The organism is Firmicutes bacterium HGW-Firmicutes-1, from assembly GCA_002841625.1.
Classification (GTDB): Bacteria; Bacillota; Clostridia; order Lachnospirales; family Vallitaleaceae; genus HGW-1.
On sequence record PHAG01000011.1, the window covers coordinates 64,094 to 76,988 of the forward strand.

At 34.4% G+C, this 12,895-nt stretch carries 11 protein-coding genes; 1 reads left to right on the forward strand and 10 read right to left on the reverse strand.

The window, feature by feature from the left end:
• Window positions 1-17 precede the first annotated feature (17 nt).
• The 10 genes from CVU84_14190 to CVU84_14235 form a co-directional block, all read right to left on the reverse strand.
• Entirely contained in the window at window positions 18-944 is a 927-nt protein-coding gene (locus CVU84_14190; protein ID PKM93728.1) for a GDP-fucose synthetase, read from the reverse strand.
• Window positions 945-975: 31 nt separating this feature from the next.
• A complete protein-coding gene (gmd, locus tag CVU84_14195) occupies window positions 976-2,052 on the reverse strand; it encodes a GDP-mannose 4,6-dehydratase (protein ID PKM93729.1) in 1,077 nt (358 codons plus the stop codon).
• A 36-nt stretch (window positions 2,053-2,088) separates the two neighbouring features.
• A complete protein-coding gene (locus CVU84_14200; protein ID PKM93730.1) occupies window positions 2,089-2,781 on the reverse strand; it encodes a capsular biosynthesis protein in 693 nt (230 codons plus the stop codon).
• The gene (locus tag CVU84_14205; protein PKM93731.1) at window positions 2,778-3,473 is read right to left on the reverse strand and encodes a hypothetical protein; all 696 of its coding nucleotides are present in this window, start codon (window positions 3,471-3,473) and stop codon (window positions 2,778-2,780) included. The genes CVU84_14200 and CVU84_14205 overlap by 4 nt, the downstream gene beginning before the upstream one ends.
• 49 nt (window positions 3,474-3,522) lie before the next feature.
• Window positions 3,523-4,575 carry a mannose-1-phosphate guanyltransferase gene (locus CVU84_14210; GenBank protein ID PKM93732.1) on the reverse strand — a complete coding sequence of 351 codons (1,053 nt, stop codon included), beginning with the start codon at window positions 4,573-4,575 and terminating at the stop codon, window positions 3,523-3,525.
• A 435-nt stretch (window positions 4,576-5,010) separates the two neighbouring features.
• The gene (locus tag CVU84_14215; GenBank protein PKM93733.1) at window positions 5,011-6,384 is read right to left on the reverse strand and encodes a stage V sporulation protein R; all 1,374 of its coding nucleotides are present in this window, start codon (window positions 6,382-6,384) and stop codon (window positions 5,011-5,013) included.
• A gap of 15 nt (window positions 6,385-6,399) precedes the next feature.
• Window positions 6,400-7,569 carry a sporulation protein YhbH gene (locus CVU84_14220; protein PKM93734.1) on the reverse strand — a complete coding sequence of 390 codons (1,170 nt, stop codon included), beginning with the start codon at window positions 7,567-7,569 and terminating at the stop codon, window positions 6,400-6,402.
• A gap of 4 nt (window positions 7,570-7,573) precedes the next feature.
• Complete coding sequence (locus CVU84_14225; protein PKM93735.1) at window positions 7,574-9,496, reverse strand: serine protein kinase; 1,923 nt, start codon at window positions 9,494-9,496, stop codon at window positions 7,574-7,576.
• Between the two features lie 82 nt (window positions 9,497-9,578).
• Window positions 9,579-10,679 (reverse strand): hypothetical protein, encoded by a 1,101-nt coding sequence (locus CVU84_14230; GenBank protein PKM93736.1) that lies wholly within the window; start codon window positions 10,677-10,679, stop codon window positions 9,579-9,581.
• Between the two features lie 15 nt (window positions 10,680-10,694).
• Complete coding sequence (locus CVU84_14235; GenBank protein PKM93737.1) at window positions 10,695-10,916, reverse strand: hypothetical protein; 222 nt, start codon at window positions 10,914-10,916, stop codon at window positions 10,695-10,697.
• 382 nt (window positions 10,917-11,298) lie between these two features.
• Here CVU84_14235 and CVU84_14240 point away from each other — a divergent pair, with 382 nt between their 5' ends.
• On the forward strand, window positions 11,299-12,873 hold the full coding sequence (locus tag CVU84_14240; protein PKM93738.1) for a spore germination protein: 1,575 nt from the start codon (window positions 11,299-11,301) through the stop codon (window positions 12,871-12,873).
• The last annotated feature ends 22 nt before the right edge of the window (window positions 12,874-12,895 follow it).

Here is a 12,895-nt window from a genome sequence, read left to right on the forward strand (position 1 = left end):
AAGAAAAGCCCCCTCTACTACTCTCTTCCTAAATACCACTCATATACAGTTTTAATACCCTCTTCTAGTTCTACTTGGTGCCTCCATCCAATCTTATGCAATAAATCTACATTTAATAGCTTTCTAGGTGTACCATCAGGTTTTGATAGATCGTTCACAATTACACCTTGATACCCAACCACTTTTTTAATGATCTGAGCCAGTTCTCCTATTTCGATATCTTCTCCAGTCCCGATATTAACATGCCCTTCTTCACTATAATGGTTCATCAGATGTAGCAACGCAGCTGCAAGATCTTCTACATAGAGAAATTCTCTTTTAGGTCTTCCTGTCCCCCACATTTCAACCTCCTTCGCTCCACTCAACTTAGCCTCATGAAACTTGCGTATAAGTGCAGGCATCACATGGGACGTTTCTAGATTGAAATTGTCGTTGATGCCATAAAGGTTTGTTGGCATTGCAGATATATAATTGCATCCATATTGTCTTCTATAGAATTTACAAAGCTCAATTCCACTAATTTTAGCAATAGCATACGCTTCATTCGTAGGTTCTAGACGTCCTGTGAGAAGATATTCTTCTTTTATAGGTTGTTCTGCTAATTTAGGATAAATACAGGAGCTACCTAAAAATAGCAACTTCTTAACTTTATTTAAATACGCACTATGGATGATATTGCATTCAATCATTAAATTCTCATAGATAAATTGGGCTGGATAGATATTATTAGCATGGATACCCCCTACCTTTGCTGCTGCAAGGAAAACATATTGCGGCCTCTCTTTCTCAAAGAATTTTTCTACTTCCCCTTGCCTAGTCAAATCTAATTCTTCGATTGTTCTATAGACGATATTGTAATATCCTTGTTGTTCTAAGGCTCTCATAATTGCTGATCCTACTAAGCCAGTATGACCTGCAACATAGATCTTTGCTTCTTTTTCCATGATTTACTCCTTATCTATATGTGCGTATGTATTAATCAAATTCCTTCCGTATATACTCTTCTTTTGCAACAACCTTCATGTCTGACCTAACCATGCGCTTAACCAATTCTTCAAAAGAAGTTTGCGTCGGATTCCAGCCTAAGAGTGTTTTGGCTTTGGTTGGATCTCCTAAAAGCTGTTCCACTTCAGCTGGTCTGAAGTACTTCGAATCAACTTCAACCAATACTTTTCCTGTTGTCGCATCAATCCCTTTTTCATTTATACCAGACCCTTGCCAGGTAATATGAATTCCTACTTCTTTGAATGCCAATGTACAAAACTCTCTTACTGTATGCATCTCACCTGTTGCAATCACAAAATCTTCTGGTGTATGATGCTGAAGAATCATCCACATACATTCCACATAATCCTTGGCATATCCCCAGTCTCTTAGGGCATCTAGATTCCCAAGATAGAGTTTTTCTTGTTTAAGTTGCACGATTCTTGACACTGCAAGTGTAATTTTCCTAGTTACAAAGGTTTCCCCTCGTCGTTCTGATTCGTGGTTAAATAAAATACCATTCACAGCAAACATATTGTAGGATTCCCTATAGTTCTTTACGATCCAGAATGCAAATTGCTTTGCAACCGCATATGGACTTCTAGGATAAAAAGGAGTTGTTTCTTTTTGAGGCACCTCTTGTACCTTTCCAAATAATTCGGATGTAGAAGCTTGATAGACCTTCGTATCAAAACCTAAGAACCGAATCGCTTCTAACAATCTAAGTGTACCTATACCGTCAGTATCTGCAGTATATTCGGGCACTTCAAATGAAACCTTAACATGAGATTGCGCAGCTAAATTATAAATCTCCGTTGGTCTAATTTCACGAATTAAACGAATGAGATTGGTAGAATCTGTCATATCTCCATAATGCAGTTGTACTTTTCTATGCATATGCATATCCAGTATCAATTCATCAATATACAAATGTTCAATTCTTCCTGTATTAAAGGAGGAACTCCTTCGGATAATCCCATGTACCTCATACTCTTTTCCCAGTAAGAATTCCGCTAGATAAGATCCATCTTGTCCTGTAATTCCTGTTATCAATGCTACCTTTGACATATTTCCCCTCATTTCCTTCCTTTTTCTTTTTTTTATTTAACTAGTTTTATTCTTCTTTTTATCAGGTTGATAATAATCATATGCTTTGTTCATCTTTCGTTCAGACTTTGTCATCAAGACACCTAATATATTGGCTTCAACCTTTTCTAAAACCTTCTTAGCTTGCTTAACGGCTTCTTTCTTCGTTTCTTTCATAGCAATGATCAATACCACCCCATCCGTTACTCTGCTAATAATGACTGTATCTGTTACACTTAATACAGGTGGAGCATCAATCAGTATAATGTCAAATTCTTGTTTCACCTGATCAATAAAGCTATCAAACGCATAGGAAGATAATATTTCTGTTGGATCAGCTATGAAATTGCCCGAAGTTAATATATGTAGATTTTTAATATCTTCTACGGTTTTCACAACTTCAGGTAATCGTTTTTTTCCTAACAATAAGTCGGATAACCCAGGTGCTACATTTAAGCCAAAGACTTCATGTATTCTTGCTTTGCGTAGGTCTCCTTCTATTAACAATACTTTCTTGCCAGCTTTCGCATAGGAAATCGCTGTATTTGCAACTGAGATTGTTTTTCCTTCCTCAGTAGTCGTACTGGTAAATAAAATAACATTATTCTCCTTCTTGCGATTCGTGTAATTTAAATTTGTACTAAACATCTTATAACTTTCAGAAACCATGGAATATGGCTCATTGAGTGCAACTAAATTTTGACTCATCATATGTGCTCTCCCCCCTTAAACTTTGGTATCATACCCAATACTGGTAGGCCAATTGTTTTTTCTATATCTTCTTCCTTTTGAACAGTACCAATCAACATAAACTTCAATACAACAATTAGTATCGCCCCAATAAATCCAAATACACCAGTAAGAATCATATTCAATATTAAATTAGGGCTGATTGGTATCTTGGGAAGCTTGGCGTAATCAACAACCTGGATATTTTTTACCCCTACGATTTTAATGGCTTTCTCAGTTAACGTTTCCGAGAGTTTGTTGACAATTTCGGCTGCCTCATCAGGATATGAGCTTTTATACTTAATGTGTATAAATCTTGATCCTTCAATGCTTTCAATACTTAAGACTTCTCTTAAATCATCCGGTGTTACTTGTAATTCTAATTCATAAATAACTTGTTCAGTAACAAGATCTGTGATGAGTAGCTGACTATAATCTAAAACTAGTTGATTATCTAGCTGTAAATCATCTAAACTAATATTTGTTATAATCCCATTACTCTCCTTTCCAATAAACAAAGTAGTTGAAGCTTCGTAAATTGGATCAATTTTTCCTGTTGTAACATAGTAGCAAATACCAACTGATATCATCGTTATCAGAAGTATCAACCAAAAACTTTTTAATAGATATCTAGTCAACTCTAGCATTTCTATTTTTTTATTTACTTCTTCCATTCTCTTTATCCCTCCTTAGTAGGATTGCTGTCTTATGCTTGTCCCTTACTTAACTAGATAATAATTTTTTAATATCATGAAGTTGATCTTTTTTACATATTAAAAGAACGTTTTCAGTTTGAATGATAACAACCCCTTCAATACCAATTGTTGCAATATATGTATTTGCTCCAATGATGATATTATTTTTCGAGTTAAGCTCATTAATTGTGGCGGTCTTAAATACCGTTCCATTTTCATTTGGTTCGAATACATCTTCAAGTGCTGTAAAACTACCAATATCATTCCAGCCAAAATCTGAAGGTATGACTTTAATTCGATTCGAATGTTCCATTATTCCATAATCGATGGAAACCTTTTCAAATACTTCAAAATTGAAAGCTACTTCCTTAGAAAGCTCTTCCCCCCATAAACCTGTTTCAATGATTGTTTTCAGCCTCATTAGATTTGAATAATGCTTTGGCAAATAGGCTTTAAACTCTTCAAATATGGTTTTTATACTAAAAACAAACATACCACTATTCCAAAAATAATTACCCGATTCAACATAACATCTAGCTAAATCATAGTTGGGTTTTTCACAAAAACGTTTTACTTGTGACACTTCTTCAAGTTTCGTATCTGGTTCTGTTTCAATGTATCCATATCCAATTTCTGTCTTACTTGGTTTGATCCCTAGCGTTACAATTGTACGATTTTCATGAGCTTCATTTACTGCTATTTTTAGTACATTTCTAAAATTAATTTCATCCTTGATCAGATGATCCGAGGCAAGTACTATTACTTCAGAGTCAGGATAACTCTGATTAATATATAGACTTCCATACCCAATTGCTGCAGCAGTGTCTTTAAATGCAGGTTCAATAATTATATTGTCAACTGGAATAAATGGTAACTCCTTTTGAATTGCCTTGTACTGCATAATATTCGTTGCTATAAATATTTTATCTGGTGGTACTAATGGAAGTACTCGATTGATCGTTTCCCTTATCATAGACTGATCTGAAAACAAGCTTAATAATTGCTTTGGTTTTTCAGGTGTCGATAAGGGCCAAAAGCGCTGACCACTACCTCCAGCTAATACAAGAACCGTAATATTCATTTAGTCTCTCCTCTCCATTACATATGCAGAACTGTATTCGTACACACTGACAAGCGCTTTGTTCTCCAGTAGGAAAGTTCTACTTTCCACGAAGCATAGAACAAAGCGTTAGATATCATAAATTATTATGTAACGCGCTGACAAGCGCTTTGTTCTATTATAGTTTACCTATTCAAACACATTTTGTCAATTATCAATTAATTATTTTTATATATTATGTTTATGAATATTATTTTTTAGTTATTTTTGTATTTATTTCCTATATTCATCAATGTTCGACAATATATTTTTACAAATACCAACTCAAATGTTACTATTCCCACATATGTTCCTAGGAAGTTCGCTTAAAACCGCAGTGCTAATCGACATAATATAACAAAGAAAACAACCAAGAAACTAATTCCCTGATTGTTCTCTTAAAATACCTCCTGCGTATTACATCCCAGTAATTGATATTTTTTTATTTTCATCACAAATCATTAATTTTTCAACTTTATCAAAAACAGTCTTAAGCATCACCTTACCTCCCCAGAGAGTTGTCAAATACTTTAAAGTCTCATTTGCATAACCTTGTTCTAACTCCCTACCATCATATACGTGTGACAATAAAAGAATATGATCACGTGATGAGATTTCTGATACTTTAATACAAGGAATATTGGCTACCCCAACAGATGCTACAAGCGTATTACGTATTTTTTCCCAACCCTCTTCATCCGCTACCTCTTCTATAATATAAGTATTATGCTTTTTACCATACTGAAACAAATTCATCTCATAGCACAACTCTTCTGTCAAATACTTAAGGATAAAAGATGCATCTCGCTCCAGCTTCCTTACTTCAAAAAGCTTATCTCTCCCTAATCTTTTTTCAATATCCTCTAATAGTTTAAAGCCCATGTAATAAGGATTAATACTTCCTAAAAAAGGTTTGATCACTTGATTATGCCGATTTAAAAATTCTATATGAAGGCTCTGTGACAGCTTAAGCTCCTTTAGTATTTGATAATGCCAAAAGCTCGCCCATCCTTCATTCATAATTTTTGTTTCCATTTGAGGCAAAAAGTACTGTGTTTCCTCCGAAACAATATGCAGAATATCCTTTTCCCAGTCATCTAATATCCCGTATTGAATTAATATGTCTATTAGATTCTCCGTAGGTTCTAACGGGTTTTTGCTTAAATTAGGATAAGGAATATCTTTTTTCTCATCTAAAACGCTTGTTCTTTTGATGCTATCATAATATTGATCTAAAATTCTTTTCTTGCTTTGTTCATTTGTACTTTTCTTTTCTCCAATTACTTTTGAGGTTTGATATCTTATGGCATGAGCTGCGTCTATGATTCGTTCAACTCTGTTGTATCCAATTGTTGGATCTTGAATATAGCTTCTAATACGATTTGCATGATTTTTAAACATCTCTACTGTCGTATCAGCGTTAGTACCCTCAACAAACAATCGATTATTCTTAAAAAAATCATTATGTCCGTACACATGCGCCATGGTTAGTATCTGCAACAATTGGGAATTGTCTCTCATTAAATAGGCAATACACGGATTAGAGTTGATAACCATTTCATATGGCAATCCTGCTAAATTGTACTTATACAAGGTTTTTTGTTTGTCATAGGTTTTTCCAAAACTCCAATGAGGATAATGGGATGGCATACCTACATACGCTTCATAACATAACATATCTTCATAACTACAAATTTCAAATTCTTGGGGATAGCATTCTAAACCCGCTTGCTTCACCAAGAACTCTATTTTATCATTCCATTCTTCTAATTCTCTTAATGAATACTCCATCTCTCATTACTATTCTCAATACTTCTCTTCCTTTTCAAGAAGCTTTCGAAGTGCTGGAATAACATCCTCCTTTTTTGACATCGTTACTACGGAAAAATTCGGATTTTTAAGTTGTGCTGTATAGAGTTGCCATATATTACTCAATCGTGGAAAACTAGGATGAAAAATTTCACCGTATCCAAAAAGATTACAGGTGTCACATAATTTCTTAGCTAGTGCCAACGCTTTTTCATTGTCCTCAGACCAATTATCCCCATCACTACAGTGAAAGGCATATACATTCCATATTGACGGATTATATCTCGCCTCAATAATTTCCAATGCCTTCTCATAACCACTACTAATGTAAGTTCCTCCCGACTCTCCTTTGTGAAAAAAATCATCTTCATTTACTTCTTTACCGATAGTGGTGTGGGCTACAAAAGCGATCTCAACATTCACGTACTTGAGACGAATAAATTGATATAGAAGAAAATAAAAACTCCGAGCGAGGTACTTCTTCGTAACATCCATTGAACCAGATGTATCCATAATACAAATAATTACAGCATTGGATTCCTTCCGAATGTCTTCCCTTAATCTATAATATCTAAGATCATCCTCCTTAAAAGGAAATCGTGGTTTTTCTTCGGTTTTATCAACTTCATCCTTCTTTCCTCTTTGATATGCTTTTTGTCTCTTGATTTTTTCAATTACTGAACGTTTTTTTGCTAATTTTGGTGGGATACCTTTTCGTTTGATACCCAGCTTCCTATAGTTTTTTTCAGTTTCTAGCTGGTTGAATTTTTTTCTTTCTAAAAAAGGCAGATTCAAATCTTCAAATAAATACTGAATGAGTTCTTCAATCGTTACTTCTGTTTCATAAATATCTTCACCTTCATTATTTCCTGCTTCACCATGCCCTTCTTTCATGTCATCGGCATTCCCTATTTTATCTCCTCGTTTTTCTTCACCATTACCAGAACCTGTTCCATATTGATTTTTACCAAATACAAATTGGTATTCTTTGATGCCTTTTATAGGAATTTTAATTTTTTTATTGGTACTTTGACCTATAATACTTTCTTCTGCTATGATGTTTCCAATGTTTTTTTTGATTGCATCGTCAACTAATTCCCGATGTCTTCTTCTATCTTCTGCAGATCGATCTCTTCCCCTACTGTCAAATTCTCGAAAAATAGCCATAATTTTAATCCTTCCACAAATTATTAGCTGCATATTTCAAAACAACGTTACAGCAGTGGTCACAATAACCATTCCTTTTCATCTCTTCAACCATCAAATCATATTTTTCATTTTGTTCTTTATCACGTACCTTGCTTCGTGTAATGACTCTACTTAGTTCTCTTACGGATGTTGTTAACTTGTTTTCTATTGCCTCTTTTAAAGGCTCATAACAGGAATAATCCATTTTTCCGCCATTTCTAATAACATAAAACATGTAGGCTGTGACATCCTGTCTAAATCCCCCTGCGGCAGACGCGGAAATACCTATTTGTTCTTCAATGGAGCGCAAAAACTTTTCATCTGGCTCCAATTCCTCACCAGTATTTCTATCCTTGAGCTTTTTCTTATTGACTGCTGCTTCTGCATGGTCTAAATAATTGTTAAATAAATCTTCAGCTTGCTCCTTATAACCATGGATAAAAGCCTTTGTTACTTCTTTTTCAAGAATCTTATGGTATTCTTTTTTAATAGTATCTTGGATAAAGTTTAAATATCTCTTTTTTTCATCTTCGCTAATTGGTACATCTTTTACTGCTTTTACTAGCGTTTCCATTACCATGATAGGGTTAATACAATCATGCTCAGACTCACTCATGGTGTTATCTAAAACCTTCATAATAAATCTTGTAGAGATACCTGTCATACCCTCTCTATTGGCTTCCTCACGAATTTCAATAATATCTACTTTTTTAGTCGTTCCTTTTTCAACGATTTCCTCACCATTATAAATTTTAAGTTTTGTAAGTGGATCCACTTTTGTAGAAGGTGCCAGCCTTGATAATATAGCAAACATGGAAACAATTTCAATCGTATGAGGTGCTATATGTGTTTTGAACTTGCTGATTTTTTTTATTTTATTATAGATTTTAATTTCCTCATCAAGCTGTAAACAATAGGGTACTTCTATCTTAACAATTCTATCTAGAATTGCTTCATTCGTATGGTCGGATTTAAATTTATTCCATTCAGCTTCATTGGAGTGGGCTAAAATAATACCGTCAAAATAAATCATTGACCCCTTACCAGGAGATGGTATACTTTTTTCTTGGGTTGCAGTGATCATAGTATGCAAATATTCAACTTCATTTTTAAAGACCTCAATAAACTCTACAATGCCTCTGTTGCCTACATTAAAGGCACCATTTAGAGACAAGACTCTTGGATCATCTTCTGGATACAGGTCAATTTTAGAAATATCCACTGAACCAATTAGCACCGAAGTATCTTGATTATTAGGATCTACTGGTGGCACAACACCAATACCTTTACGAGATCGTATGCTAAAATCAACTGTTTCAACTTTAAATTCTTCAAATTTTCCTTCGTATTCATTCTTTAGTCGATACCTACAAACTGGGCATAAATCTCCTTCAATTTGTATACCATAATTCTCTTCAAATTGTTTGCGCAAATGTTTAGGGACTAAGTGTAGAGGTTCCTCACGAATTGGACATCCTTTAAGTGCATAAATGGGGGGGTTCGTTTCTAATGCTTTTTTTAATACTTCCATTATTGAAGATTTCCCAGCTCCAACTGGCCCAACAAGATAAATGACTTGCCTGGATTCCTCTCCCTTCATAGAAGCAGCATGAAAATATCTTACAATTTGCATCAGCACTTTATCGATGCCAAAAAAATCCTCCTTAAAAAAGTTATAGGTTTTGATGACATCATTGCCGTATATCCTTCGGAGTCTTGGATGCTCCTCTGTTTTTACTACTTCAACTCCCTTATTTATAATCAATTCATACATTCGCTGATGTGCTAATATTGATAATGACGGATTCTCCTTAAGCAGTTCAAGATAATCCAAAAAATTGCCATCAAAATCATGTTTGATTCTTGTCTTTCTATCACTCTGAATTATCTCTAAAAAATCTTTCATAATCTTTTAAAGACCTCCTTTTGGCACAATTAAAAATAGGTACTCAAAATATAATATGATAATGACAAGAGAATTACCACTTTTAATCAGAGCTATTATTCCTAATCCCTTTTTTTAATATAAATGCCATAGCGAATAAAAACATCTCCAATCCCGTTTGTACAAACACAGCAATCATTGGATAAACATAAAAGAGATAGTTTAACATCTCTATACTGCTATCAAAAGATATAACACTAAGAACAGTTGCAATCAAAGTGGCTGGAAATACAAGTGGCTTAAAACTACTTAAGCCAAAAATTTGAGAAACCCCCACACTAAAAGCCCAAATAAGGTTAACGGAAGTCATCACTCCCGCTCCTAAAGCAACCATAAGCCAAACAAGTTCTAAACGTTCAAAAATCCCAATTTGTATTTCTCTGGTAAGAGATACTCCTGGATTAATCATACTTCCAGCTTGTTCGGCACCAAATGCCCCTATAACAAAAAAAATGAGTGTACTAATCATAGTTGCACCCATACTTACAGCAATGAATTTTGCTTTAAATCCATTTTCTGGGCGATTACAAACTGGAATATACATAGCCATCATAATACAAATACCAATGAAAGATAAAATCAAGATGGACCCTGAAAGAAATGGATAAGAACCCTCCATCAACATAGGTTGAATGCGGCCGATTTTGATATCAGGAATAGCCATTAAAAACAACGCAATTAAACTGATTAAATAGATAGGACCAAAAATCTCACAGACTCGAGCAATGACCTCTATCCCCTTTCTTGCTCCGTAAGCTACCATAAAGCAACCCATAGAATAAATGATCACCTTTGACATATCAGGCAGGAGATTTTCTATCAATGTGCTAATGGCCCTCATTAAGAGTGCTGTAACCATTAAAAAGAAAATCGGAAAAATAATTCCAACAATTTTTCCGGCAATTTTTCCTAAAATAGTCATGCTGTACTGTACAAAATTTTGACCTGGAAAACGAAGTCCCATATAAGCATATACTAAGGCGAGAAGTACATCTAAAACCCACGCAACGATTACAGATAACCAAGCATCTCTACCTGCGTGTGAAATAAGCATCCCTGGTATTTGTAAGACCGTAAAAGAGGTTATGATACCAAAAAGTAACCAGACAAACTGTTTTGTACTTATTATTTCTTTATTGGACAAAATGATGAACCTCCTTTATTTCTTGTTATCAAAAACAAATTTTCCTATGGGACCAAACATCTTTTCTAAGACATCAAAGGGTGTGGATATCCCAAAATACTTTGCTAGAGCAAATATTATAGCAATGAATAATAACAAAAAGACTACATAGAATTCCTTCCACAGCTTTTTTCGAGCTAATGGTATACCTTCTATGAGACCTATAGATATTGCAATGAGTATAAGTGCTGGAAACAATTTCCATCCTCCTTCTTATTTATTACCATAATAAATAACCATGTATACTATATAGCATTCCTGTCGATAAAAGCATTTTTTCTGATAGGTGTATACATTATTGGCAGTAAGTGTTCATTTTTCTGGCCTTACCCTTCGGCCGGTCTAGCGAAAAATGAACACTTACTGCCTTTCATATTAAAATGCTTTTATCTCTGTTTCGTAAAATAATAATTAATTGTCAACAACCTGTATACTATATAGTATTTTCCTTTTTTGTTGGTAAGTATGTATTTTATATTTTTATTTGACCTGGCTACTTGTATTAGTAGCTATTTTAGAATAAATTGCTATGCTTATCCAAATAATAAAAAACATATAATGATTAGACTACTACTTAAGGATGATTCAAATGCCCTCAATTATTTATAAATTTTTTAAACAGTGGATACCAAAAGGTAGTACTGAAGAAAAAAAAGACCCACTACCCATTACCTCAAGTATTGATATCAATGTTGATAAAATAAAAGCCCTCTTTGATAATACCTATGATCTTGTTTTTAGAAATTTTATGATTGGTGGCGAACTCAATCTAAATGCTGCTCTTTTCTTTATCAATGGCTTAACAGATAAAATTTCAGTAGAAAATCATATTTTAGATCCACTTACCCATCAAAATCGTTTTGATGTATATCACAATGATTATGATCTCTTTTTTAGAGACTTAAAAAGTTCGATCCTAACACTATTAGATATTAGTGACTGCTTTGATTTAAATGAAGCTATTGACGGAATTCTTCTTGGAAAGACCGTATTATTTATTGATAGAATGCCCTATGGAATTGTGATTGATAATCGAAAATGGAAGGACCGGGCAATTGAACAACCGTTTACAGAAGTCGTCATCAAAGGTTCTCACGAAGGCTTTAATGAAACCTTAGTAACCTCTACTTCTTTGATTCGACGTAGGTTAAAAACCCCTTTATTAACCTTCGAGCAATTTAATATAGGTTCACTAACGAAAACAGACGTTGTAATCGCTTATATTCGTGGCATTGCCAATGAAAAAGTTTTAGATGAAATCAAATCACGTCTTTCAAGAATTCAGGTTGATGGCATTTTAGATTCTGGTTATATTGAACAGTACATTGAAGATGCGCCAATATCTATTTTCCCAACAATTGGGAATACGGAAAAACCTGATGTGGTTGTTTCTAAACTTCTAGATGGCAGATTTGCAATTATTGTAGATGGCTCACCTACTGTTTTAACAGTACCGTTCTTATTTGTAGAAGCACTACGGGCGAGTGAGGATTACTATATGTCACCTGTAATCGCCTCTTTCCTACGGTTAACACGCATTCTTGCTTTATTTCTTGTTGTTTATCTTCCGGGGCTCTATATAGCGATTTCTAGTTATCATCAAGATATTATCCCGACCCACCTCATGCTCACCATGGCGGCTTCTACTGAGGGTGTACCTTTCTCTCCCTTTATTGAAGTACTTATGATGTCGACTTTATTTATTATTCTAAAAGAGGCAGGTATTAGAATGCCTAGAGCTATTGGACAAGCTGTGAGTATCGTAGGTGCTCTCATCCTCGGACAAGCTGCAGTAGAAGCAGGTTTCGTCAGTAACCCCGTTGTTATGATTACAGCACTAGCCGGTATCGGTGGTTTTGTGATTTATCCCCTTAATTCTGCTACTACTATATTATGGTTTGCTTTTTCAGTACTTGGTAGCATTGCTGGATTTTTTGGAATTCTTTATGGAACTATTTTCCTATTAATTCATTTGGTTAGCTTAAGATCCTTTGGAAGTCCATATTTCTCTCCTATTGCACCAAGAACAACTGAGGAACTTGTAAAAGATGTTTTTCTTAGAGCCCCTTTATGGACTTTAAATACTGGACCAAGAGCTATTAATTGGAAGAAGGTTGATAAAGGAAATGTAGATAAACTCAAATTCAAAAAGTAAAGCCTAGTATAACAATTGTTAT

Excerpts from the sequence above, each read along its gene's own strand:
- gmd (PKM93729.1), bottom strand. The coding sequence starts at position 2,052 with ATGTCAAAGGTAGCATTGATAACAGGAATTACAGGACAAGATGGATCT.
- CVU84_14190 (PKM93728.1), bottom strand. The coding sequence starts at position 944 with ATGGAAAAAGAAGCAAAGATCTATGTTGCAGGTCATACTGGCTTAGTA.
- CVU84_14200 (PKM93730.1), bottom strand. The coding sequence starts at position 2,781 with ATGATGAGTCAAAATTTAGTTGCACTCAATGAGCCATATTCCATGGTT.
- CVU84_14225 (PKM93735.1), bottom strand. The coding sequence starts at position 9,496 with ATGAAAGATTTTTTAGAGATAATTCAGAGTGATAGAAAGACAAGAATC.
- CVU84_14220 (PKM93734.1), bottom strand. The coding sequence starts at position 7,569 with ATGGCTATTTTTCGAGAATTTGACAGTAGGGGAAGAGATCGATCTGCA.
- CVU84_14240 (PKM93738.1), top strand. The coding sequence starts at position 11,299 with ATGATTCAAATGCCCTCAATTATTTATAAATTTTTTAAACAGTGGATA.
- CVU84_14210 (PKM93732.1), bottom strand. The coding sequence starts at position 4,575 with ATGAATATTACGGTTCTTGTATTAGCTGGAGGTAGTGGTCAGCGCTTT.
- CVU84_14205 (PKM93731.1), bottom strand. The coding sequence starts at position 3,473 with ATGGAAGAAGTAAATAAAAAAATAGAAATGCTAGAGTTGACTAGATAT.
- CVU84_14215 (PKM93733.1), bottom strand. The coding sequence starts at position 6,384 with ATGGAGTATTCATTAAGAGAATTAGAAGAATGGAATGATAAAATAGAG.